This is a genomic window from Streptomyces noursei, from assembly GCF_016917755.1.
In the GTDB taxonomy this organism is placed as follows: domain Bacteria; phylum Actinomycetota; class Actinomycetes; order Streptomycetales; family Streptomycetaceae; genus Streptomyces; species Streptomyces yunnanensis.
The window spans coordinates 3,660,884-3,684,403 of the sequence record NZ_CP070326.1 but is presented as its reverse complement, the minus strand read 5'-3'; the positions used below and the strand labels follow the sequence as shown (position 1 = coordinate 3,684,403).

22 protein-coding genes are annotated in these 23,520 nt (G+C 71.9%); 13 read left to right on the top strand and 9 right to left on the bottom strand.

Translation table 11 applies throughout. The features are described from left to right. Positions 1–85 precede the first annotated feature (85 nt). Positions 86–517 carry an OsmC family protein gene (locus JNO44_RS16325; protein ID WP_205364897.1) on the bottom strand — a complete coding sequence of 144 codons (432 nt, stop codon included), beginning with the start codon at positions 515–517 and terminating at the stop codon, positions 86–88. 235 nt (positions 518–752) lie between these two features. Between JNO44_RS16325 and JNO44_RS16320 the strand changes: the two genes are divergently transcribed. Together JNO44_RS16320 and JNO44_RS16315 are read left to right on the top strand one after the other, a co-directional pair. Then, the gene (locus JNO44_RS16320; protein ID WP_039636506.1) at positions 753–1,112 is read left to right on the top strand and encodes a histidine triad nucleotide-binding protein; all 360 of its coding nucleotides are present in this window, start codon (positions 753–755) and stop codon (positions 1,110–1,112) included. A 6-nt stretch (positions 1,113–1,118) separates the two neighbouring features. After that, positions 1,119–2,024 (top strand): ribonuclease Z, encoded by a 906-nt coding sequence (locus tag JNO44_RS16315; RefSeq protein WP_205364895.1) that lies wholly within the window; start codon positions 1,119–1,121, stop codon positions 2,022–2,024. A gap of 41 nt (positions 2,025–2,065) precedes the next feature. Here the strand turns inward: JNO44_RS16315 and JNO44_RS16310 are convergent, their stop codons facing one another. Continuing rightward, positions 2,066–2,860, bottom strand: a complete 795-nt coding sequence (locus tag JNO44_RS16310; RefSeq protein WP_073442205.1) for an HAD family acid phosphatase — start codon at positions 2,858–2,860, stop codon at positions 2,066–2,068. Positions 2,861–3,075: 215 nt separating this feature from the next. On the opposite strand from JNO44_RS16310, the gene JNO44_RS16305 reads away from it, so the two are divergent. The 3 genes from JNO44_RS16305 to JNO44_RS16295 all read left to right on the top strand — a co-directional run bounded on the left by JNO44_RS16305 (position 3,076) and on the right by JNO44_RS16295 (position 6,218). Continuing rightward, positions 3,076–4,383 carry an enolase C-terminal domain-like protein gene (locus JNO44_RS16305; protein WP_205364892.1) on the top strand — a complete coding sequence of 436 codons (1,308 nt, stop codon included), beginning with the start codon at positions 3,076–3,078 and terminating at the stop codon, positions 4,381–4,383. Positions 4,384–4,503: 120 nt separating this feature from the next. Then, positions 4,504–5,589, top strand: a complete 1,086-nt coding sequence (locus JNO44_RS16300; RefSeq protein WP_205364890.1) for an S-(hydroxymethyl)mycothiol dehydrogenase — start codon at positions 4,504–4,506, stop codon at positions 5,587–5,589. Then, positions 5,589–6,218 (top strand): MBL fold metallo-hydrolase, encoded by a 630-nt coding sequence (locus tag JNO44_RS16295; protein ID WP_205364888.1) that lies wholly within the window; start codon positions 5,589–5,591, stop codon positions 6,216–6,218. The genes JNO44_RS16300 and JNO44_RS16295 overlap by 1 nt, the downstream gene beginning before the upstream one ends. A gap of 167 nt (positions 6,219–6,385) precedes the next feature. On the opposite strand, the gene JNO44_RS16290 is transcribed toward JNO44_RS16295, so the two are convergent. Further along, positions 6,386–7,735 carry a family 4 glycosyl hydrolase gene (locus JNO44_RS16290; RefSeq protein ID WP_205364886.1) on the bottom strand — a complete coding sequence of 450 codons (1,350 nt, stop codon included), beginning with the start codon at positions 7,733–7,735 and terminating at the stop codon, positions 6,386–6,388. 67 nt (positions 7,736–7,802) lie between these two features. Between JNO44_RS16290 and JNO44_RS16285 the strand changes: the two genes are divergently transcribed. The 6 genes from JNO44_RS16285 (at position 7,803) to era (ending at position 14,219) form a co-directional block, all read left to right on the top strand. Continuing rightward, a complete protein-coding gene (locus tag JNO44_RS16285; protein WP_039636521.1) occupies positions 7,803–8,996 on the top strand; it encodes a carbohydrate kinase family protein in 1,194 nt (397 codons plus the stop codon). Positions 8,997–9,192: 196 nt separating this feature from the next. Further along, a complete protein-coding gene (locus tag JNO44_RS16280) occupies positions 9,193–10,194 on the top strand; it encodes a PhoH family protein (RefSeq protein WP_039636523.1) in 1,002 nt (333 codons plus the stop codon). A 39-nt stretch (positions 10,195–10,233) separates the two neighbouring features. Beyond that, positions 10,234–10,731 carry an rRNA maturation RNase YbeY gene (ybeY, locus tag JNO44_RS16275; protein ID WP_067351728.1) on the top strand — a complete coding sequence of 166 codons (498 nt, stop codon included), beginning with the start codon at positions 10,234–10,236 and terminating at the stop codon, positions 10,729–10,731. A gap of 11 nt (positions 10,732–10,742) precedes the next feature. After that, entirely contained in the window at positions 10,743–12,062 is a 1,320-nt protein-coding gene (locus JNO44_RS16270) for a hemolysin family protein (protein WP_205364885.1), read from the top strand. A gap of 749 nt (positions 12,063–12,811) precedes the next feature. Continuing rightward, positions 12,812–13,174, top strand: a complete 363-nt coding sequence (locus tag JNO44_RS16265) for a cytidine deaminase (RefSeq protein ID WP_067358805.1) — start codon at positions 12,812–12,814, stop codon at positions 13,172–13,174. 106 nt (positions 13,175–13,280) lie between these two features. Continuing rightward, the gene (gene era / locus JNO44_RS16260; RefSeq protein WP_073442512.1) at positions 13,281–14,219 is read left to right on the top strand and encodes a GTPase Era; all 939 of its coding nucleotides are present in this window, start codon (positions 13,281–13,283) and stop codon (positions 14,217–14,219) included. A gap of 35 nt (positions 14,220–14,254) precedes the next feature. Here era and JNO44_RS16255 read toward each other — a convergent pair whose 3' ends face one another. The 3 genes from JNO44_RS16255 to JNO44_RS16245 all read right to left on the bottom strand — a co-directional run bounded on the left by JNO44_RS16255 (position 14,255) and on the right by JNO44_RS16245 (position 17,207). Further along, positions 14,255–15,670: a GH1 family beta-glucosidase gene (locus JNO44_RS16255; RefSeq protein ID WP_205364884.1), complete on the bottom strand. Its 1,416-nt coding sequence runs from the start codon at positions 15,668–15,670 to the stop codon at positions 14,255–14,257. A 111-nt stretch (positions 15,671–15,781) separates the two neighbouring features. Further along, on the bottom strand, positions 15,782–16,048 hold the full coding sequence (locus JNO44_RS16250) for a protealysin inhibitor emfourin (RefSeq protein ID WP_205364883.1): 267 nt from the start codon (positions 16,046–16,048) through the stop codon (positions 15,782–15,784). 67 nt (positions 16,049–16,115) lie between these two features. Beyond that, on the bottom strand, positions 16,116–17,207 hold the full coding sequence (locus JNO44_RS16245; RefSeq protein WP_205364882.1) for a M4 family metallopeptidase: 1,092 nt from the start codon (positions 17,205–17,207) through the stop codon (positions 16,116–16,118). Positions 17,208–17,499: 292 nt separating this feature from the next. On the opposite strand from JNO44_RS16245, the gene leuA reads away from it, so the two are divergent. Both leuA and JNO44_RS16235 read left to right on the top strand, forming a co-directional pair. Further along, positions 17,500–19,257, top strand: a complete 1,758-nt coding sequence (leuA, locus tag JNO44_RS16240) for a 2-isopropylmalate synthase (RefSeq protein ID WP_205364881.1) — start codon at positions 17,500–17,502, stop codon at positions 19,255–19,257. Between the two features lie 273 nt (positions 19,258–19,530). Then, positions 19,531–20,250 (top strand): TerB family tellurite resistance protein, encoded by a 720-nt coding sequence (locus JNO44_RS16235; RefSeq protein ID WP_205369900.1) that lies wholly within the window; start codon positions 19,531–19,533, stop codon positions 20,248–20,250. Positions 20,251–20,372: 122 nt separating this feature from the next. Here JNO44_RS16235 and JNO44_RS16230 read toward each other — a convergent pair whose 3' ends face one another. From JNO44_RS16230 to JNO44_RS16220, 3 genes are read right to left on the bottom strand one after another with little or no spacing between them, the layout of a single operon-like run. After that, positions 20,373–21,599 (bottom strand): cytochrome P450 family protein, encoded by a 1,227-nt coding sequence (locus JNO44_RS16230; RefSeq protein ID WP_205364879.1) that lies wholly within the window; start codon positions 21,597–21,599, stop codon positions 20,373–20,375. Beyond that, on the bottom strand, positions 21,521–22,939 hold the full coding sequence (locus tag JNO44_RS16225) for a cytochrome P450 (RefSeq protein WP_205364878.1): 1,419 nt from the start codon (positions 22,937–22,939) through the stop codon (positions 21,521–21,523). Before JNO44_RS16225 ends, JNO44_RS16230 begins: the two co-directional genes overlap by 79 nt. After that, positions 22,936–23,514 (bottom strand): GTP-binding protein, encoded by a 579-nt coding sequence (locus JNO44_RS16220; RefSeq protein ID WP_205369891.1) that lies wholly within the window; start codon positions 23,512–23,514, stop codon positions 22,936–22,938. The genes JNO44_RS16225 and JNO44_RS16220 overlap by 4 nt, the downstream gene beginning before the upstream one ends. Positions 23,515–23,520 lie beyond the last annotated feature (6 nt).

The following is a 23,520-nucleotide window of genomic DNA, read 5'->3' as shown; positions in this document are numbered from 1 at the left end:
GTCGTGCGCCCGCAGGGCGCGGGCGACGGGACGTCACGGCGTGCCGGCCGCCCCAAGGGCCGCCCGGCACGCCGCCGTTGGTCCGTCAGCAGAGCAGTTCGGCGTGCAGCGTGATGTTCTTGACGCCCGCCAGGGCCTGGCTGACCGGGCAGTTCTTCTTGGCGTCCTCGGCCGCGGCCTGGAAGTCCGCCTCGGACAGGCCGGGGACCCGGGCCTTGACGGTCAGCACGATGCCGGTGATGCCCTCACCGGGCTGGAAGGTGACGTCGGCCCGGGTGTCCAGCGCCTCAACGGTGTGGCCCTTGCCGGCCAGGCCGTGCGAGAAGGCCATCGAGTAGCAGGAGGAGTGGGCCGCCGCGATCAGTTCCTCGGGGCTGGTCACGCCGCCCGGCTGCTCCGCACGGGCGGGCCAGTTCACGTCGTAGGTGCCGATCTTGGACGATTCCAGGGCGACGGTGCCCTTGCCCTGCAGGAGGTTGCCCTCCCAGTGGGTGGTGGCGGTGCGCGTGGTTGCCATGGTGCACAACTCCCGTTTGTGGGGCCAATGCGGTCTGAGAGATCAGCTTAGGCTCTGCCGGGCCGCGATCCGGGAGACCGCCCCCGGGGCCGACCCCAGGGCCGACCCCGGGGCCGACCCCGGGGAGGGTCGCCAAGGGCCGCCCCCGGGACGTGCCGGGGTGATCGGCTAGCATCCGGAGGGCGTACGCAGGGTGCGTACGGCGCATGCCGCGCGACCCGGGAGGAGTCCACCGGTGGCGGGAGAACCGCAGGCCGACTGCCTGTTCTGCAAGATCGTGGCGGGAGAGGTACCGGCGACGATCGTCCGCGAGACCGAGACCACCGTCGCGTTCCGCGACATCAACCCCCAGGCCCCGACGCACGTCCTGGTGATCCCCAAGGCCCACTACCCGAACGCGGCGGAGCTCGCCGCCGCCGAGCCGAAGGTGATCGCCGACATACTGTCCGAGTCCCGCGAGGTCGCGGCCGACGACCAGATCGAGGAGACCGGCTACCGGGTCGTCTTCAACACCGGCTCCGGCGCCGGCCAGACCGTCTTCCACGCCCACCTGCACGTCCTCGGTGGCCGCGGCCTCCAGTGGCCCCCCGGATAACGAGCCATGTCGGTACGCGAACTGGTCGTCCTCGGGACCGCCAGCCAGGTCCCCACCCGGCACCGCAACCACAACGGCTATCTGCTGCGCTGGGACGGCCAGGGGCTGCTCTTCGACCCCGGCGAGGGCACCCAGCGCCAGATGTTGCGGGCCGGGGTCGCCGCCCACGACATCAACCGGATCTGCATCACCCACTTCCACGGCGACCACTCGCTGGGCCTGGCCGGGGTGATCCAGCGGATCAACCTCGACCGGGTGCCGCATCCGGTGACCGCCCACTACCCGGCCAGCGGCGAGCGGTTCTTCGAGCGGCTGCGGTACGCCACCGCCTACCGGGAGACGGTCCGGATCGCCCAGCGGCCGGTCTCCGCCGACGGTGAACTGGACCGCGCCAAGGGATACGTCCTCCAGGCGCGCAAGCTCTCGCACCCGGTCGAGTCGTACGGCTACCGCCTCACCGAGCCGGACGGCCGGCGGATGCTGCCCGAGAAACTGGCCGCCCACGGCATCGCCGGACCGGACGTCGGCCGCCTCCAGCAGGCCGGCGAGCTGAACGGCGTCACCCTCGACGAGGTCAGCGAGGCCCGCCCCGGCCAGAGCTTCGCCTTCGTCATGGACACCCGGCTGTGCGACGGCGTCCATGCGCTCGCGGCGGGTGTGGACATGCTGGTGATCGAGTCCACGTTCCTCGACGAGGACGTCCAACTGGCCGAGGAACACGGGCACCTGACGGCCGGACAGGCGGCCCGGGTGGCCGCCGACGCCGGCGTGCGCCATCTGGTGCTCACGCACTTCTCGCAGCGCTACGCCGACCCCGCCGACTTCGAGCGGCAGGCGCGCGCGGCGGGCTTCGGCGGCGAACTCACCATTGCCACGGACCTGCTGCGGGTGCCGCTCCCCAAGAGGCGCTGAGGGGCCCCGGCGCCCCCTGGGAGGGCGCCGGGGGCCGCCGCCTACGGCAGGTAGTACATCGGGTTGGGCAGCTTGAAGGTGCGCGCCGCCGCGCCGCCCTCCAGGTCGCTGTACTGGTCCCCGAAGTTGGCGACGACGCGGTAGCCGAGGGACTCGATGTGCCGGCGGGTGCCCGACTTGAAATCGATGGTCGAGCAGGTCTTGCCGCAGGGCAGGTAGGCGGGCGGGTGCTCCTTGTCCCGCAGGTAGACGTGGGCGCGGTCCAGCGGGACGCCGTAGCCGACGTTCTTGAGGTTGCGCACGCTCCAGTCGCGCTGCGCCTCCTTGCGGCCGGTGACGAAGAAGACCTCGGCGCCCTTCTTGTGGGCCCAGTTGACCAGGTCGTTCATCCCGAAGACCGCGGCCATGTCGGTGTGCTCCAGGTACTCGTCCTGGGACTTGGGCGTGAAGTTGAAGCCGACCTTGAGCTCGTAGTTGTAGGTCAGCAGGGTGGTGTCGTCCATGTCCAGGACGATGGCCGGCTTGGCCTTGCCGGTGCCCTTCTTGGCGAGCGCGCCGGTCAGGTAGGTGCGGGCCTTGGCCTCTATGCCGCGGACCTGGCGGGCGTAGTTGCTGGTGGGGGAGGCGTAGTGCTCGCCGTCGGCCGTCACCGTGTCGCCGTAGTACGCCTTGATCTTGTCCTGCACCAGGGTGAGGTTGGGGATCTCCTTGTCGGTGCGCGGCACGGAGTGCTCGGCGGTGGCCTGGCCGGCGCCGAACACCGCGGTGCCGGCGACGAGCGCGGCGGCCACCGCACCGCCCAGGCGGACACGACGGGAGAGGGCGGGACGGGGCATGCGCGGCTCCTTGAAAAGCGTGGGGGATGGTCCCGGGTAGGTGTAACAGAGGTGGTGCAGAGGTATCTACGCGCGAAGATTAAAGGGTTGGTAAAGGGTTGGGTGGTGCGGGGATCCAACTGGACGCTGTGACGCGGCTCTTGACGGAGAGTGGGCGCGCTCCCTAGCCTCCATCCCGGTCCATGGATGTTGTCTACATATGGAGACGAACGCCGATGGTCGCCCCCCGCCCCGCGGACCTGGTCGTCACCGAGGTCCGACTCACCCCGGTCCTGGTCGCCGACCCCCCGCTGCTCAACACCCACGGCGTGCACCAGCCGTACACCCCACGCCTGATCATCGAACTGGTCACCGCGGGCGGCGCCACCGGCCTGGGGGAGACCTACGGGGACACCGCATACCTCGACCTGGCCCGCCCGCTGGCCGCCGCCCTGATCGGCCGGTCGGTCACGGACCTGAACGGCCTGGCCGCGCTCGCCGAGCGGATGCGCGGCCCGTCGGAGCCGGCCGGCCCGGACGGCGTCGACGCCGCCGGACTGCGCGGCGTCCGCACCGCCGGCAAACTGCGGCGCTCGGTCCGCTCCGGCTTCGAGGTCGCCTGCCTCGACGCCTGGGGGCACGCCGCCGGCCTGCCCGTGCACGCCCTCCTCGGCGGCGCGCTGCGCGACCGGGTCGCCTACAGCGCCTATCTCTTCTACCGGTGGGAGCGACACCCCGACGGGCCGGGCGAGCCGGACGACTGGGGCGCCGCCCTCGACCCGGCCGGCATCGTCGCCCAGGCCCGCCGGTTCGCCGACCGCCACGGCTTCACGTCCTTCAAGCTCAAGGGCGGGGTCTTCTCGCCCGACCAGGAGTGCGCCGCGATCCGGGCGCTGGCCGAGGCGTTCCCGGGCCGGCCGCTGCGACTGGACCCCAACGGCGCCTGGTCGGAACGGACCGCGCTCCAGGTGGCGGACGAACTCGCCGACGTCCTGGAGTACCTGGAGGACCCGGTCAGCGGTACCGAGGCGATGGCCCACGTCGCGGCCTGTACACCGGTCCCGCTCGCCACCAACATGTGCGTCACCACCTTCGAGGAGATCCCCGAGGCGGTCGCCAGGGGCGCCGTCCGGATCGTGCTCTCCGACCACCACTACTGGGGCGGACTGCACGCCACCCGGGAACTCGCCGCGCTCTGCCGCACCTTCGGCCTCGGCCTGGCCATGCACTCCAACACCCACCTGGGGATCAGCCTCGCCGCCATGACCCACGTGGCGGCCACCGTCCCCAACCTGGACCACGCCTGCGACACCCACTACCCCTGGCAGACCGAGGACGTCCTCACCGAGCGCCCGGCCTTCCGCGCCGGCCACCTGGACGTCGTCGACGCCCCCGGCCTCGGCGTCACCCTCGACCGCACCCGGCTCGCCGCCCTGCACCGCCGCTGGCTGGCCGACGACGGCCGCTACCGGGACCGCGACGACGCCGCCGCGATGCGGCGCGCCGACCCCGGCTGGACCACCCCCGCGGTGCCCCGCTGGTGACTCGGGCGGGCGCGGCCGTGATCCTGTCCGTGGCCGGTCCCTTTCCGTACGGTGTGGCACGACTCGGTGGCCGTGCGCCACAGTGGTCCCGTACGTGATCTTCGAAGAGGGGCGGTACCGATGGCACAGGAAGTGCGCGGCGTCGTGGCGCCGGGGAAGAACGAGCCGGTCCGGCTGGAGACGATCCTGGTGCCTGATCCGGGGCCGGGCGAGGCCGTGGTCAAGGTGCAGGCGTGCGGGGTGTGCCACACCGACCTGCATTACAAGCAAGGCGGCATCAACGACGACTTCCCGTTCCTGCTCGGCCACGAGGCGTCCGGCGTGGTGGAGTCGGTGGGCGAGGGCGTCACCGACGTCGCCCCCGGGGACTTCGTCGTCCTCAACTGGCGCGCGGTGTGCGGCTCCTGCCGGGCGTGTCTGCGCGGGCGGCCCCAGTACTGCTTCAACACCCACAACGCCCGGCAGAAGATGACGCTCAAGGACGGCACGGAACTGAGCCCGGCGCTGGGTATCGGGGCGTTCGCCGACAAGACGTTGGTCGCCGCCGGCCAGTGCACCAAGGTCGACCCGGGCGTCGCACCGGCCGTCGCCGGGCTGCTGGGCTGCGGGGTGATGGCCGGGATCGGCGCCGCGATCAACACCGGCGGGGTCGGTCGCGGCGACGCGGTCGCGGTCATCGGCTGCGGCGGGGTCGGCGACGCGGCGGTGGTCGGCGCCCGGCTGGCCGGCGCGGCGAAGATCATCGCCGTGGATATCGACGACCGGAAGCTGGAGACGGCCCGCACCATGGGGGCTACCCACACCATCAACTCCCGCACCACCGACCCCGTCGAGGCCGTCCGCGAGCTGACCGGCGGCTTCGGCGCGGACGTCGTCATCGACGCGGTCGGCCGCCCGGAGACCTACCGGCAGGCGTTCTACGCCCGCGACCTGGCCGGCACGGTCGTCCTGGTGGGCGTGCCCACCCCGGAGATGACCCTGGAACTCCCCCTCCTGGACGTCTTCGGCCGCGGCGGCGCCCTGAAGTCCTCCTGGTACGGCGACTGCCTGCCCTCCCGGGACTTCCCGATGCTGATCGACCTCCACCAGCAGGGCCGGATCGACCTCGGCGCGTTCGTCACCGAGACCATCGGGATCGACGAGGTGGAGCGGGCCTTCGACCGGATGCACGCCGGCGACGTGCTGCGCTCGGTGGTGGTGCTGTGATGACCGTCCGCGTCGACCACCTCGTCACCTCAGGGACGTTCTCGCTGGACGGCGGCACCTGGGACGTCGACAACAACGTGTGGATCGTCGGCGACGGTGCGGAGGCGGTCGTCATCGACGCCGCCCATGACGCCGACGCCATCCTCCGCGCCCTCGACGGACGCACCCTGCGCGCGATCATCTGCACCCACGCGCACAACGACCACATCGACGCGGCGCCGGCGCTCGCCGCCCGCACCGGGGCGCGGATCCTCCTGCACCCCGACGACCTGCCGCTGTGGAAGCAGACCCACCCGGACACCGCCCCCGACGGGGAACTGACGGATGGTCAGGTATTGACCATCGCCGGAACCGACCTGAGGGTGCTGCACACCCCCGGACACGCCCCCGGCGCAGTCTGCCTCCACGCCCCCGACCTGAACACCGTGTTCACCGGGGACACCCTCTTCCAGGGCGGCCCCGGGGCCACCGGCCGGTCCTTCTCCGACTTCCCGACGATCGTCGACTCGATCCGCGACCGGCTGCTGACCCTGCCGCCGGCGACCGTGGTCCGCACCGGGCACGGCGACTCGACGACCATCGGGGAGGAGGCCCCGCACCTGGCGGAGTGGATCGCCCGGGGGCACTGACCCGGGTCCTAGGGGGCGGCCGAACGGATCCCGTAGGGGGTACGGGCGCCCCCTGCGGGGCCACAACGCGGCCGGGGGCGGGGGAATTCCCGTGGCCCCGGCCTCACGTCCGCCCGGCCTCACGTCCGCCCGGCCTCACGTCCGCCCGGCTTCACGTCCGCCCGGCTTCACGTCCGCCCGGAGTCCGTGGCCGCCCGTTGCAGGATGCGGGCGGCCACCGCGGGGGAGTCCACCAGGGGGTGCAGCGCCAGCGCGCGCAGGGCCGCGTCGCGGTCCTTGAAGAGGGCGGCCGCCACCGTCTCCCGTTCGACGGCCTTGATCTGGAGCATCAGCCCCAACTGGTCCGCGCGCAGCGGCGCACAGGGCAGCGGCCGGGCCCCCTTGGCGGTCACCTCGCAGACCGTCTCCACGATCGCGTCCGGCGCCAGCTGCGGCACCGTCGGCCCGTTGCGGACGTTGAGGATCAGCCGCCGTCCGGAATCGCCGGCGATGGCGTGCATCAGCGCCAGCGCCACCCGGTCGTAGCCGCCGCCCTCCAGGTCGTCGCTGTCCCGCTGCCAGCCGCCGGTCGCCTCCCGGCTGTGCGCCATGTACGTCTCCTCGCGCTCCAGACGGGTGCGCTCCCACAGGTCGTACACCGCGTCCGGGGCACCGGCCGCCGCGGCCCGTTCGAAGAAGCCGCCCTGCTGCCGGTCCAGGAACTCCCCGCGGGTCTCCCGGGTGTCCCGTACGGAGTGCAGGGTCTCCCGGCGGAAGTAGTAGTAGTGCAGGTACTCGTTGGGGAGGGCGCCGAGGACCCCGAGCCACTCCGGGCCGAAGAGGCGGCCCTCCTCGAAGGAGCCCAGGGCCGTGGCATCGCCCAGCAGGCCCGGCAGCACATCGGTGCCGTCGAGGGTCAACGAACGCAGCCAGCCCAGGTGGTTGAGGCCCACGTAGTCGTAGCCGGACCGCGCCGGGTCCTCCAGGGCCGCCGGGTCCGCGCCGACCGCCCGCGCCGCCCGGCGCACCAGCCCCACCGGCGAATCGCAGATCCCGATCACCCGGTCCCCCAGCACCTGTGCCATCGCCTCGGTCACCATCCCCGCGGGATTGGTGAAGTTGATGACCCACGCCCCCGGGGAGAGCGCCGCGACCCGCTCGGCGACGTGCAGCGCCACCGGGATCGTGCGCAGCCCGTAGAGGACCCCGCCCGCACCGACCGTCTCCTGGCCCAGCACCCCCTCGGACAGCGGGATCCGCTCGTCCCGGATGCGGCCCGCGGTACCGCCGACACGTATGGCGGAGAACACGAAGTCGGCGCCCGTCAGCGCCGCGTCGAGAGTTTCCGCCACTCGTACGGGTACCGGTCGGGTACGGCCCTGTGCGAGCCGGGCCAGCACGTCGCTGATCACCGCGACCCGGCGCGGGTCGGTGTCGTACAGCGTCAGCTCGGAGACGGAGCGTGCCGGGTCGTCCAGCAGTGCGCGGTAGACCAGCGGCACGCGGAAGCCGCCACCACCGAGAATGGAGAGCCTCATGGGGCGGAACGTACCGCAGCATCAGGCACACTGGCGGCACGAGTTGAGTACGAGAGGGGCGAGCGCGGTGAACAGTGGCCGACGCGATGTCCAACCGCCCGCGGGGCCGGCCGCCGTGCCCCCGGGGCTCGATCCGCTGGCCGCGGTGCGCCGCGACGGCGATCCGCCCACCGACGTCTACCTCACCGGCACCGTCTTCCTCGACATCATCTTCACCGGCCTGGATTCCGCCCCGGTCCGCGGCACCGAGTCCTGGGCCCGCGGCATGGGCTCCAGCCCCGGCGGCGTCGCCAACATGGCCACCGCGCTGGCCCGGCTCGGGCTGCGCACCTCCCTGGCCGCCGCGTTCGGCGACGACATGTACGGCGAGTACTGCTGGGAGGCGCTGGAACAGGGCGAGGGCATCGACCTGGCGCTCTCCCGCAAGATCCCCGGCTGGCACTCACCGGTCACCGTCTCCATGGCCTACGAGGGCGAGCGGACCATGGTCTCGCACGGCCACGAGGCACCGCCCCCGGAGCACGCCTTCGACGGCGGGCACGCCCCCGGCTGCCCGCCGCCGACCAGGGCCTGCGTCGCCGCGCTCGTCCCCGGCCGCCGGGAGGGCTGGCTGGGCTGCGCGGCCGGCCGCGGCAGCCGGATCTTCGCCGACGTCGGCTGGGACGACACCGGCCGCTGGGACCCCACCGACCTCGCCGACCTGGAGCACTGCGAGGCGTTCCTGCCCAACGCCGAGGAGGCGATGCGCTACACCCGCACCGACTGCCCGCGCGCCGCCGCCCGCAAGCTCGCCGACCTCGTCCCGCTCGCCGTCGTCACGCTCGGCGCGGAGGGCGCCTACGCGGTGGACGCCCGCACCGGCGAGAGCGCCGAGGTGCCCGCCATCGCGGTGGAGGCGCTGGACCCGACCGGCGCCGGGGACGTCTTCGTCGCCGGCTTCGTCACCGGCACCCTCGCCGACTGGCCGCTGGCCGACCGGCTGTCCTTCGCGGGGCTGAGCGCCGCGCTGTCGGTGCAGGAGTTCGGCGGCTCGCTCTCCGCGCCCGGATGGACGGAGATCGCCGCCTGGTGGAGCCGGGTGCGGGCCTGCGACACCGGGGCCGCCGCAGGGCTGCGCCGCCAGTACGGCTTCCTGGACGCCGTGCTGCCCGCGCCCGACGGCACCGCCGGACCGTCCGGCGCCGCGGACGCCGCGCGCCCCGCCGGACCGGCGCCGCTGGCCCGCGCGGTCCCCACGATCGGTTTCCGCCGCCCGGCCTGAGCGCGTCGGCGGCACGGTCCGCCGGGCCGCCCCGCCGACGCGCTCGGGCGCACCCCGCGGTCGCCCCGGAAAAGCCGTCCGGCTTGTCAGTGCCCCGTCGTACTCTGGTAGCGCAAGGAGCCAGTGCCGGCACCTCCGCGGAGGTCCGCACCTGTGATGAGCGAAGGATGGGGGTAGCAGGCCACCCGGCCTACCCATGACGCAGACACCCACACGAGCGCAGGCGAGCGCCCAGTTCACGGTCCCGGCCAAGCACCCGATGGTGACGGTCCTGGGATCCGGCGACTCGCTGTTGCGCGTGATCGAGGACGCCTTCCCCGCCACCGACATCCACGTCCGGGGCAACGAGGTCAGCGCGGTCGGTGACGCCCGCGAAGTCGCCCTCGTCCAGCGCCTTTTCGACGAGATGATGCTGGTGCTCCGCACCGGACAGCCGATGACGGAGGACGCAGTGGAACGCTCCATCGCCATGCTGCGCGCGGCGGAGAACGGCGACGGAGCGAGCGAGACCCCGGCAGAGGTGCTCACCCAGAACATCCTCTCCAACCGCGGCCGCACCATCCGCCCCAAGACCCTCAACCAGAAGCGCTATGTCGACGCCATCGACAAGCACACCATCGTCTTCGGGATCGGTCCGGCCGGCACCGGCAAGACCTACCTGGCGATGGCCAAGGCCGTCCAGGCCCTCCAGGCCAAGCAGGTCAACCGGATCATCCTGACCCGCCCCGCGGTCGAGGCCGGCGAGCGCCTGGGCTTCCTGCCCGGCACCCTCTACGAGAAGATCGACCCCTATCTGCGCCCGCTCTACGACGCACTGCACGACATGCTCGACCCGGACTCCATCCCGCGGCTGATGGCGGCGGGCACGATCGAGGTCGCGCCGCTGGCGTACATGCGCGGACGGACGCTCAACGACGCCTTCATCATTCTCGACGAGGCGCAGAACACCAATCCCGAGCAGATGAAGATGTTCCTGACCCGGCTCGGCTTCGACTCGAAGATAGTCGTGACGGGCGACGTGACCCAGATCGACCTGCCCGGCGGCACGAAGAGCGGTCTGCGCCAGGTCCGGGAGATCCTGGACGACGTCGACGACGTGCACTTCTCCCTGCTCACCAGCAAGGACGTGGTCCGGCACAAGCTCGTCGGCCGTATCGTCGACGCCTACGAGAAGTACGACAGCCGCAACGGCCAGTAGCCCGCGCTGCGCGACCAAGAAGCGAGACCCACCTTCCCCATGTCGATCGACGTCAACAACGAGTCCGGTACGGACATCGACGAGCAGGCGATCCTGGACGTCGCCCGCTATGCCCTCGCCCGGATGCGGATCCACCCGCTCTCCGAGCTGTCCGTCATCGTCGTGGACGCCGAGGCCATGGAGCAGCTCCACATCCAGTGGATGGACCTCCCGGGCCCGACCGACGTCATGTCCTTCCCGATGGACGAGCTGCGTCCGCCGTCCAAGGACGAGGAGGAGCCCCCGCAGGGGCTTCTCGGCGACATCGTGCTCTGCCCGGAGGTCGCCGAGAAGCAGGGCGCGGAGGCCCCGACGGCCCACAGCATGGACGAGGAACTCCAGCTGCTGACCGTCCACGGCGTGCTGCACCTGCTCGGCTACGACCACGAAGAGCCCGACGAGAAGGCCGAGATGTTCGGGCTGCAGGCCGCGATCGTCGACGGTTGGCGGACCGAGCGCGGGATGACCGGCCCCTCGCCGGCCCCGACCGTGACCTGACGGGACGCGCGATGACCACCCTGATCGCCGTCGCGGTACTGCTCGTCGTGGTCGCCTGGCTCGCCGCCTGCGCGGAGGCCGGGCTGACCCGCACGACGAGCTTCCGCGCCGAGGAGGCGGTCCGCTCCGGCCGCCGCGGCAGCGCCAAGCTCGCCGCGGTCGCCGCCGACCCCACCCGCTACCTCAACGTCGCCCTGCTGGTGCGGGTCGGCTGCGAGGTGGCGGCCGGCGCCCTGGTCACCTACGCCTGCCTGCGCTCCTTCGACACGACCTGGGAGGCGCTGACCGTCGCCATCGCGGTGATGGTGCTGGTCTCCTACGTCGCCGTGGGGGTCTCCCCGCGCACCATCGGCCGCCAGCACCCGCTCAACACCGCCACCGCGGCGGCGTACGTCCTGCTGCCGCTGGCCCGGGTGATGGGCCCGGTGCCGCAGCTGCTGATCCTGCTCGGCAACGCCCTCACCCCCGGCAAGGGCTTCCGCAAGGGCCCGTTCGCCTCCGAGGCGGAGCTGCGGTCGCTGGTGGACCTGGCCGAGAAGGAGTCGCTGATCGAGGACGAGGAGCGCCGGATGGTGCACTCGGTCTTCCAGCTCGGCGACACCCTCGTCCGGGAGGTGATGGTGCCGCGCACGGACCTGATCTCCGTCGAGCGGTTCAAGACCATCCGCCAGGCGCTGACCCTCGCGCTGCGCTCCGGCTTCTCCCGGATCCCGGTGACCGGGGAGAACGAGGACGACATCGTCGGCGTGGTCTACCTCAAGGACCTCGCCCGCAAGGTGCACATCAGCCGGGACGCGGAGAGCGAACTGGTCTCCACGGCGATGCGCCCCGCGGTGTTCGTCCCCGACACCAAGAACGCCGGTGATCTGCTGCGCGAGATGCAGCGGGACCGCAATCACGTCGCGGTGGTGATCGACGAATACGGCGGCACCGCCGGCATCGTCACCATCGAGGACATCCTGGAGGAGATCGTCGGCGAGATCACCGACGAGTACGACCGGGAACTGCCGCCCGTGCAGGATCTCGGCGGCGGCCGCTACCGGGTCACCGCCCGGCTGGACATCGGCGCGCTGGGCGAGCTGTACGGCCTGGCGGAACTGGACGACGAGGACGTCGAGACGGTCGGTGGGCTGCTCGCCAAGCTGCTGGGCCGGGTCCCGATCGCCGGTGCGACCGCCGAGATGGACCTCTCCGACGACGCCTCGGACCCGGACCTCAAGGCGCTGCGGCTGGTCGCCGAGTCGCCGGCCGGCCGCCGCAACAAGATCGTCACGGTGCTCTGCGAACCGGTCCGCGCGGCGGACGCGCAGGGTGACGGCCCCGGCGCCTGACCGCCGGCCCGCCGCCCTCGCGGCACCGGACCTGTGGGGCATTCGCCCGCACCCGGCTACTGATCCGCAGTGCAGCAGAAATATCCTCAAAGCCATTTCCGGTAGCCCTGGATTCCCTCGCCAATTCCGTGGAAAGATCTTCGAACCGGCATCGAAAAGGGGGTCGGTGCTGTGTGGCAGAGGGAAGCTGAACGAAATGCGTGGAAGAAAAGCCGCGATGGTGCCCACCATCGCGGCAGCTCTGCGGGCGGACCGCCCGGGCGGCATCATGCCCTCGCCGCGAGTGGAAAGACCCGAGGTGGGGAATCCGGGGGCGCCGTGAATATCGCGGCGGATTTCCCCGGCGCGGCCCTTTCGAGAGGCGCCGCCGGGCGGTGAAGGAAAACTCACCGCAGCATTCGCGATGACGTCCGGCCAGGCCGCGGACATCGCGAGCACGGGCACCGGGAGGGGGGCCGGTCACCGACGACGGTGACCGGCGATCCGGTGGTCACACACGACTCCGCACCGGGCGACGCCCCCCGCGGGCAGCATGCCCACGGCGGCACCGCCCGGTGCGGACCCGGAAACGGCGTTGGCTGAAGAGCCGGGTGCCCCGGCACAGGGGAGCGGGGCAACCGGACTCTTCAGCCATCGTGCGTTCTCACCGCGGACGCGACACCCGGGCGAGCGGGACGGCCCGCGCCTCCGCCACGGTCGACGGGCCCGCCCCGTAGGCCCCGGCCCGGCCCCCACATATGCTCGCCCGTATGACCGAAGCCGCACCGCTGGACCCCGAAGACCGCAAGATCATCACGCTCGCGCGCTCGGCGCGGGCCCGTAACGGCGTCCCCGAGGGCGCCGCCGTCCGCGACGAGACCGGCCGGACCTACGTCGCCGGCACCGTCGCCCTGGACTCCCTCAAGCTCAGCGCCCTCCAGACGGCCGTCGCGATGGCCGTCGCCAGCGGCGCCACGTCCCTGGAGGCCGCGGCCGTGGTCAGCGAGGCCGAGCAGGCCGCCGACGCCGACCGCGCGGCCGTCCGCGACCTGGGCGGCCCGGACACCCCCGTCCTGCTCGCCGCCCCCGACGGCACCCTGCGCGCCAACGTCCCGGCGGGCCCGTCGGCCTGAGCCGCACCACCGGGCGGGGCGCCGCACCCCTGTGCGCCCCGCCCCGTGGCGGTCGGGGAGCGGCGGATGGTCGGAGCCGCGGCGGGGATCGGGGAGAATGGGCGTCATGAGTGTTCGTACAGACTCCACCGCACCCCACCGTGCGGGCTTCGCCTGCTTCGTCGGCCGCCCCAACGCGGGCAAGTCCACCCTGACGAACGCTCTGGTCGGAACGAAGGTGGCGATCACCTCCAACCGCCCCCAGACCACCCGCCACACCGTCCGCGGCATCGTGCACCGCCCCGACGCCCAGCTGGTCCTGGTCGACACCCCGGGCCTGCACAAGCCGCGCACCCTCCTCGGCGAGCGGCTCAACGACGTCGTCCGCACCACCTGGTCCGAGGTCGACGTGATCGGCTTCTGCCTCCCCGCCGACCAGAAGATCGGCCCCGGCGACCGCTACATCGCCGGTGAACTGGCCGACATCAAGAAGACCCCCAAGGTGGCCATCGTCACCAAGACCGACCTGGTCGACTCCAAGGCGCTGGCCGCCCAGCTGATCGCCATCGACCAGCTCGGCAAGGAACTGGGCATCGAGTGGGCCGAGATCATCCCGGTCTCCGCGGTGGGCGACAAGCAGGTGTCGCTGCTCGCCGACCTCCTCGTCCCGCTGCTCCCCGAGGGCCCCGCCCTCTACCCCGAGGGCGATCTCACCGACGAGCCCGAGCAGGTCATGGTCGCCGAGCTGATCCGCGAGGCCGCGCTGGAGGGCGTCCGCGACGAGCTGCCGCACTCCATCGCCGTCGTCGTCGAGGAGATGCTCCCCCGCGAGGACCGGCCCGCCGACAAGCCGCTGCTGGACATCCACGCCAACGTCTACATCGAGCGCCCCAGCCAGAAGGGCATCATCATCGGCCCCAAGGGCAAGCGCCTGAAGGAGGTCGGCACCAAGTCCCGCAAGCACATCGAGGCACTCCTGGGCACGCCGGTCTTCCTCGACCTGCACGTCAAGGTCGCGAAGGACTGGCAGCGCGACCCCAAGCAGCTGCGCAAGCTGGGTTTTTAACCTTCCCACGTTGTCGGCGCCGGCTACGTGGGAAGTCAGCCAAGCGCAGCGACCACGTCGCGGAACCACCGGAAAGACGCCTTCGGCGTCCTCCGCAGTGTCGTGTAGTCGACGTGTACCAGGCCGAACCGTTGGTGGAATCCTTCCGCCCATTCGAAGTTGTCCAGCAGGGACCAGACGAAGTAGCCGCGGACGTCGGCGCCGGCGTCCAGGGCCGTCCGCAGGGCCCGTAGGTGGGCGTCCAGGAAGGCGATCCGTTCGGGGTCGTCGATGCCGTCGTAGGCGCAGCCGTTCTCCGTGATCATCAGTGGCGGGAGGGCGGCGCCGTACCGCTGGTGGAAGGTCAGCAGCAGTTCGGTGAGTGCCTCGGGGACGACGGGCCAGCCGAAGCCGGTCCGTGGTCGGTTCTCGATCTCCCGTGGGGCGAACGGCAGGCCGGCGGGCAGTCGGATGCCGGAGAAGCCCGAGGCCGTGGCGCCGTCGTCCGCCTCCGGTGCCCCGATCCTGGTCGGCTGGTAGTAGTTGATGCCGTACCAGTCCAGTGGCTGGGAGATGGTCTTGAGGTCGTCGGCGACCGGGCCGGGGAGCAGCGCGGCGATGCCCTCGTCGGGGTAGCGCCCCAGCAGGATCGGTTCGGCGAAGAGCCGGTTGAGCAGCAGGTCGTAGAAGTCGGCGGCTTCGGTGTCGGCGGGGGAGTTCGACGCCGGCCAGGTCGGGCCGTGCGAGTTGGCGATCCCGATGCTGGTGGCGCCGCGGGCGCGCAGTGCCTGGACGGCCAGGCCGTGACCGAGCAGCTGGTGGTGGGCGGCGGGCAGTGCGTCGAAGAGCAGGTGCCGGCCGGGTGCGTGCTGGCCCAGGCCGTAGCCCAGCAGGGTCAGTTCGGCGGGTTCGTTGAGGGTGATCCAGTGCGGTACCCGGTCGCCGAGCCGGGCCGCCACCGTGTCCGCGTACGCCGCGAAGTGTGCGGCGGTCTCCCGGACGAGCCAGCCGCCGGCCGCCTCCAGGGGCTGTGGGGTGTCCCAGTGGAACAGCGTCGGCACGGGGGCGATCCCGGCTTCCAGCAGCGCGTCCACCAGCCGGTCGTAGAAGTCCAGCCCGGCGCCGTTGACCGCCCCGCGGCCCTCGGGCACCACCCGGGGCCAGGCCACCGAGAACCGGTACGCGCCGACGCCCAGTTCCTTGAGCAGGGCCACGTCCTCGCGGTACCGGTGGTAGTGGTCGGTCGTCACCCGGGGGGTCGAGCCGTCCTTGATCCGCCCGGCCTCGGCCGCGAACGCGTCCCAGGCGGAGGGCCCGCGCCCGTCCTCGTCCACCGCGCCCTCGATCTGGGCGGCGGAGGTGGACACGCCCCACAGGAAGTCGCGGGGGAAGCGGGGGAGGGGGGAGGGACGGTCGGGCGACGGTGTGGAATCGGGGGCAGAGGGGCGTGCGGATCCGGGCTCCGGTGTCATGTCCCGGGATCCTGTTAACCGTCGGTAACGGTGTCAAGGGGTGTGCAACTCGCCCGGTCCGGAACGGGGTTGGGGATGGGGGTGGTGGGCCCCGCCCGCCTATGCCCCCGCCTACGCCCCCTCTTTCAGTACGCGGGTGATCAGTTCGCGTTGGTCGTCGGTGAGCTGGGGGTCGGTGCAGTAGGCGGTCCGGTCGTCGACGGTGAGGGTGTAGCGGAAGCCGTCGGGGACGCCGGCGGGCGGGGCGGCGTGGGCGGCGGCCAGGGCGCGGTCGGCGAGGGTGTGCCAGTCGACGGCGTCGGCGCGGTCTGCGGTGTCGATCTCGGCGTGGCGCTCGATGCCGGCGAAGCCGCCGGTGCGGCGGATGTGGATGCGCATGGGGGGCTTCTACCCGAAGGGGAGGGAATAGTCGCGCCGGCGACCACACCCTCCCCGGGGCGGCGGGCTACTTGCCGAGCACGCCCACCTGGGACCACGCCTTGACCACGGCCTCGTGCTCGGCGCCGGACGCGCCGTAGCGGGTCTGGGCGGCCTGCACGGTGAGGTTGGCGAAGTCGGCGAACTGGGCGTTCTTGGCCAGGTGGCCGCCGGTCAGGACGTCGTACCAGATCTGGCCCGCGCGCTCCCACGCCTTGCCGCCCAGCGCGCTGGCGACGATGTAGAAGGCGTGGTTGGGGATGCCGGAGTTCAGGTGGACGCCGCCGTTGTCGTCGGCGGTCTGGACGTAGCCGGCCATCGTGGCGGGCTGCGGGTCCTTGCCGAGCTGCGGGTCGTCGTAGGCGGTGCCGGGGGCCTTCATCGAGCGCAGCGCCTTGCCGTGCACGCCCGGGGCGAGCAGGTCCGCGCCGATCAGCCAGTCGGCCTGGTCGGCGGTCTGGTTCAGCGCGTACTGCTTGATCAGGGAGCCGAAGACGTCGGAGATGGATTCGTTCAGGGCGCCGGACTGGGCCTGGTAGTCGAGGTTGGCGGTGTATTGGGTGACGCCGTGGGTCAGCTCGTGGCCGATGACGTCGACGGGGATGGTGAAGTCCTTGAAGAGCCGGCCGTCGCCGTCGCCGAAGACCATGCGCTGGCCGTCCCAGAAGGCGTTGTCGTACTTCTCGCCGTAGTGGACGGTGGCGTCCAGCGGGAGGCCGGCGCCGTCGATGGACTTGCGGCCGTAGACCTTCAGGTAGAGCTCGAAGGTGGCGCCGAGGCCGGCGTGCGCACGGTTGACGGAGGCGTCCTTGGAGGGGCCGTCGGTCTCGGAGTGGACCTTGGTGCCGGGCAGGTCCTGCTGGTGGCCGGCGTCGTAGACGGTGCGGTTGGGCTTGTCGGCGGCGGCCCGGGCCTCCTGCGGGGCGCGGGCCTGGGCGGCGAGACCGGTGCGGCGGGTGCGGTGGAGGGCGTCGTGCTCCAGGGTGCGGCGGGCGGGCTCGTGCCAGGCGGGGTCGTCGGACTCGGCGAGCCTGCCGAGGATGTGCGGCGGCACGATCGTGCAGAAGACCGGCGTCGTGGGGGCTGGTGTGATGCGCGTCTGGGTCACGGATTCCTTCATAGGGAAACGGTGGCACTGCGTAATGCGTCTGTCACTGGCAGCGGCCGAAGTTCCCGAAAACGTGTGGTTGGTCGCATATTCGGCGCTACGTCCGGGCGATCCCGCATACTGATACGCGACTGCGGATCTTGCGCGCCTCCGCTAACGTACTGTGCATCATGCGTTTCGGGCTGCTTCTTCTTAGCTGCCGCGGCGAGGGCCTGTAGTCGTAGGCCGACCCCCTCCCCGCGGGATCTGGTGCTGCGTTCGACCGTCGGCCGTCATACGGATCTCCCCGAGGAGCCCTACGCATATGTCGCAGCCAGTCGGCCGCCCCACCCCGATCACCAACGCCACCCACGCGCAAGCCCCCTCCGGCATGCCGATCCGCAAGTACCGCCCGTTCGAGGCCGTGCAGCTGCCGGACCGTGCCTGGCCGGAGAAGCGGATCACCAAGGCTCCCCGTTGGCTCTCCACCGACCTGCGCGACGGCAACCAGGCCCTGATCGACCCCATGTCGCCGGCCCGCAAGCGGGAGATGTTCGACCTGCTGGTCCGCATGGGCTACAAGGAGATCGAGGTGGGTTTCCCGTCCTCCGGTGAGACGGACTTCGCGTTCGTCCGGTCGATCATCGAAGAGGGCGCGATCCCCGACGACGTGACGATCTCCGTGCTGACGCAGGCGCGGGAGGAGCTGATCGAGCGGACCGTGGAGTCGCTGCGCGGCGCCCCCCGGGCCACCGTCCACCTCTACAACGCCACCGCCCCCACCTTCCGCCGGGTCGTCTTCCGCGGCTCCAAGGAGCAGGTCAAGCAGATCGCGGTGGACGGCACCCGGCTGGTGGTGGAGTACGCCGAGAAGCTGCTGGGCGACGAGACGACCTTCGGCTACCAGTACTCGCCGGAGATCTTCACCGACACCGAGCTGGACTTCGCCCTGGAGGTCTGCGAGGGCGTGATGGACATCTGGCAGCCCGAGGAGGGCCGCGAGATCATCCTCAACCTGCCGGCCACCGTGGAGCGTTCGACGCCCAGCACGCACGCCGACCGCTTCGAGTGGATGTCGCGGAACCTGTCGCGCCGCGAGTTCGTCTGCCTGTCCACCCATCCGCACAACGACCGCGGGACGGCCGTCGCCGCCGCCGAGCTGGCCGTCATGGCCGGCGCCGACCGCGTCGAGGGCTGCCTGTTCGGGCAGGGCGAGCGCACCGGCAACGTCGACCTGGTGACGCTGGGCATGAACCTCTTCTCCCAGGGCGTCGACCCGCAGATCGACTTCTCGCAGATCGACGAGATCCGTCGCACCAGCGAGTACTGCAACCAGATGGAGGTCCACCCGCGCCACCCCTACGCGGGCGACCTGGTCTACACCGCCTTCTCCGGCTCCCACCAGGACGCCATCAAGAAGGGCTTCGACGCGATGGAGGCCGACGCGGTCGCCAAGGGCGTCACCGTCGACGACATCGAGTGGGCCGTCCCGTATCTGCCGATCGACCCGAAGGACGTCGGCCGCTCCTACGAGGCGGTCATCCGCGTCAACTCCCAGTCCGGCAAGGGCGGTATCGCCTACGTCCTGAAGAACGACCACAAGCTGGACCTGCCGCGCCGGATGCAGATCGAGTTCTCCCGGATCATCCAGGAGAAGACCGACGCCGAGGGCGGCGAGGTCACCCCGGCCGCCATCTGGTCGGTCTTCCAGGACGAGTACCTGCCCAACCCGCAGAACCCGTGGGGCCGCATCCAGGTCAGGGCCGGGCAGACCACCACCGACAAGGACGGCGTGGACACCCTCACCGTCGAGGCCGAGGTGGACGGCGTCGAGACCGTCCTGGTGGGCTCCGGCAACGGCCCGATCTCCGCGTTCTTCCACGCGCTGCAGGGCCTGGGCATCGACGCCCGCCTGCTGGACTACCAGGAGCACACCATGAGCGAGGGCGCCTCCGCGCAGGCCGCCTCGTACATCGAGTGCGCCATCGACGGCAAGGTGCTGTGGGGCATCGGCATCGACGCCAACACCACCCGCGCCTCCCTCAAGGCCGTGGTCTCCGCCGTCAACCGCGCGGCGCGCTGACCCCCCCCTCGCGTCACCTCGCGCACGGCCCCGCCGCTCCGCACCCCGGAGCGGCGGGGCCGTTCCGCATCCGCCCTGCGGGCGTTCCGCGTCCCGTACACACTCCGTACGCATCCCCGCCTGTATTCCGGCCAGCGGAGCATCCGTTGTCCGATACGAGGTGCTGACGACGCATCACCGATGTGGCTAACATCACGTAACGAAAGGCGAAGTGGCCGATGGGGGCGCCTCCCATGTCCTCAAGGCTGTGGGGAATGACGGAGGGCTGACGTGATGCGCAACGTATGTGTGGTGGGGGTGCGCACATCGTGGCGGACCGTCGCCGACGGCGAGTTCTTCTGTCCCGACTGCGGCGGCGACCGCAACTACCTCCGCCGCACCGGCCGGCGCCGCCTCACCGTCCTCGGCATTCCCGTCCTCGCCCGCGGCGACGCCGGGCCGATCCTCGAATGCTCCGCCTGCCAGGGCCACTTCGGGCTGGACGCGCTCGACCACCCCACCACCGTCCGGTTCTCCGCGATGCTCCGGGACGCCGTCCACACCCTGACCCTGGCCCTGCTGGCGGCCGGTGGCACGGCCTCCCGCGCGGTCCGCGACACCGCGGTCGCCGCCGTCCGCGCGGCCGGTTCCGCCGACTGCACCGAGGACCACCTGCTCACCCTGCTCGCCGCGCTGGCCGCCGACACCGGCCGGATGACCGGCACGTACCAGGCCGCCACCGGCGGCCACTGCGGACATCGGGGCCTCGACCCGTGCGGCACCGCGCTGGCCATAGAGCTCCACGAGGCGCTGGAGCCGCTGGCGCCGCACCTCGCCCCCGCCGGGCGGGAATCGCTGCTCCTCCAGGGCGCGCGGATCGCCCTCGCCGACGGCCCCTGCACCCCCGCCGAACGCGAGGTGCTCAGCACCGCCGGCGCCGCCCTGACGCTCCGCCCGGAGGACATCGGCCGCCTGCTGGCCGCGGCGGCCCGCTCGCCGCGCTACCGCGGCTAGGTCGCCGGAAGAGACCCCGGCCCACGGCGGCGCCCCGCCCCCAGGCGCCGTCCGGCACGAGGACGGCCCCGCCACCGGACGCAACCGGTGGCGGGGCCGCATGCTGCCGGGGGCCGCCCGGCTCAGGCCGTCAGTCGCACCGGCAGGCTCGCCAGCCCGCCCGCGATGAATCCGCCGGCCGGCGCCAACTCCTCGGCCGGCACGGCCAGATGGATGTCCGGGAACCGTTCGAAGAGCGCCGGCAGCGCGGTCCGTGCCTCCAGCCGGGCCAGCGGCGCGCCGATGCAGTGGTGCACCCCGTGCCCGAACGCCAGGTGCTCCTGGGCCGCCCGCCGGACGTCGAACGTGACGGCGTCCGCGCCGTGTTGCTCGGGGTCCCGGCCCGCCGCCGCGTACATCGGCAGCAGCGCCTCGCCTTTGCGGATCACCTCGCCGTGCGGCAGCTCGACGTCCTCGACGGCGAACCGCAGCGGCAGGCTGGCGATGCTCGGCGACCAGCGCAGCGTCTCCTCGATCACGTCGTTCCACGACGCGCCGCCCGCCCGCACCAGCTTCAGCTGCTCGGGGTGGGTCAGCAGCGCGAACACCGCGTTCCCCAGCAGGTCCACGGTGGTCTCGTGGCCGGCGCCGATGACCAGCAGCAGGGTGTCCAGCAGCTCCCGCTCGGTCATCCCCTGGCCCTCGTCGTCCCGGGCCGCGACCAGCAGGCTGGTCAGGTCGTCCGTGGGCTCCGCGCGCTTGGCCGCGACCAGCGAACCGAGCAGCTCGGCCACCGCCAGCTGGGTCGCCGCGGCCTGCTCCGGGGTGGCCGTGGTGTCCATGATCTCGGCGACGACGCGGGCCAGTTCGCTCCGCGGCGCACCCTCCGGGTAGCCGAACAGCTCGCAGATCACCTGCATGGGGAGCGGGTGGTTGAAGGATTCCCGCAGGTCGATCACCTCGCCCGCGGGGCGCGCCGCCAGCCCGTCCAGTAAGTCGCGGGTGATCTGCTCCACCCGCGGCACCATCGCGTCCGTGCGGCGCGCGGTGAACGCCGGGGCGATCAGCTTCCGCAGCCGCCGGTGGTCGGGGCCGTAGGCGGTGAACATGTTCGTCACGCCGATCCACGACTGGAGCCAGCTGCCGCGGATCTCCGGGCGCTGCCACTCCGGCCAGTGGTCCCTCGGGTTCTTGGAGATCCGGTCGTCGGTGAGCAGCTGTTTGAGCAGGGCGTGACCGGTCACGCCCCAGGCTCGGATGCCGCCGGGCAGCTCGATCCGGGCCGCGGGGCCTAGTGCGCGGAGGCGGGCTGCTTCGCCGTGGACGTCGGCTCCGGTGGGGTCGATGACGAAGGGCCGCTGGTCTGCCATGGCGTGGCTCCTGCCTGGTCCGGGGTGATGGGGGTGAAGCGGGTCGGGAGGGCGGCCAAGGCCCGGTGGAAGGCCCCGTTGCGCCACTCCAACTCACTTGGGTGGACGGCGAGTTCGATGTCCGAGAGCCAGGCGGTGAGCCGCTCGATCGCGGTGATGGCGATCAGCAGCGCGTGCCGCTTCACCGGACAGGCGTGCGGCCCCGCCGCCCACGCCAGGTGTGATCCGCTGCCCGACCCCGGGCCTTGGGCGCCCGTGGTGTCGAACTGGCTGTTGGCCGCCGCGTACGACACCATCACCAGCTGCCCGGCGCGCACCCAGGTGCCGTGGAAGAAGACGTCCCGGACCGGGAAGTGCGCGGAGTAGTTGGCCATCGGCGGGTCGTTCCACAGCACCTCGTTGATGGCGTCGTGGACGGTCAGTGCCCCGCCGGAGACGGTGTTGTAGTAGCGGTCGTCCGACAGCATGCGGGAGAGGGCGTTGCCGATGAGGTTGGCCAGCGGCTCGTTGCCCGCCCCCATCACGAGGATGATGTTGTGGATCAGTTCCTCGTCGCCCAGCTCGTTGGGATGGTCCATCATCCACGAGGTGAGGTCCGGCCCGCGCTGTGCCTTCTTCGCGCCGACCAGCTCCATGATGTACTGCGTGTACGCCTCGTTGGCGGCCTGCGCCTCCTCCGGCGAGTTGCCCTCCATCATTCCGGCGATCGCCGCGATCAGCCGGTCGCTGTACGAATCGGGCAGCCCGAAGAGGGAGTTGAACATCAGCAGCGGGATCAGCCGCGCGTAGTCCGCGATCAGATCCGCCTCGCCGCGGTCGCCGAACCGCCGGATCAGGGTGTCCGCCGCGTCGTGCACCCGGGCCCGCAGCTCGTGCGGCTCGACGAGCTTGAAGCTGTCGACGATGACGTCGCGGTAGCGGACGTGCGCCGGCCCGTCGCTGTAGAAGACGTTCGGCCGCCAGTGCAGCATCGGCATGACCGGCGTGTCCGGCGGGACGGTCTGCATCCAGGCCCGGGAGTCCTTGGACCAGGTGGTGTCGTCGTTCAGCAGCTCCAGCGCCGCCCGGTAGTCCGTCACCAGCAGCGCGGGCACCTCGGGCGCGATCTCCACCGGGGCCACCGCCCCGTACTGCCGCAGATGCGCGTAGATCCGCTGCGGGTCGGCGGCGAACTCCGGCCCGTACAGCCTCACCGGCGCGTACGCGTCCGGTTGCGCCGGGGCCTGCGGCATCCCGTGCGCCGGACAGCCCGGCGGCGGAGCGGCGGCCTGCGTCGGCGGAACGGCCTGTCCGGGGCAGGACGGCGGCTGGGCGGCGCCCGGCTCGTACGGGGAAGTCACGGGTTCGGGTTCTCCTCGGGCGTGTGGTCCAGGACGTGTCGGACCAGCGCGATCAGTGCGTCGACGGACTGCGCCCGGTCCCGGGCGTCGCACAGCACCAACGGGGTGTCCGGGTGCAGGTCGAGCGCCTCGCGCATCTTCTCCACGTCGTACTGCGGGGCGTCGGGGAAGGTGTTGACCGCGACCGCGTAGCGCAGCCCGGCCTCCTCCACGATGTCCATCACCTCGAACGAGTCCGCCAGCCGGCGGGTGTCCGCGAGGACCAGGGCGCCCAGCGCACCGCGGGCGATGTCCTGCCACAGCGGGCGGAACCGCTTCTGCCCGGGCGTGCCGAACAGGTACAGCACCAGGTCCCCGGGCAGCGTCAGCCGCCCGAAGTCGATGGCGACGGTGGTGGTGGTCTTGTCCCGCACGCCGGCGAGGTCGTCGACCATCGCGCCGCTCTGCGTCATCACCTCTTCGGTGTGCAGCGGCGGGGTTTCCGAGAGCGCGCGGATGAGCGTGGTCTTGCCGACTCCGAACGGGCCGGCGACCAGCAGCTTCACCAGCGTCTGGTTCTCGCCGCGGAGGTACATGTTGCC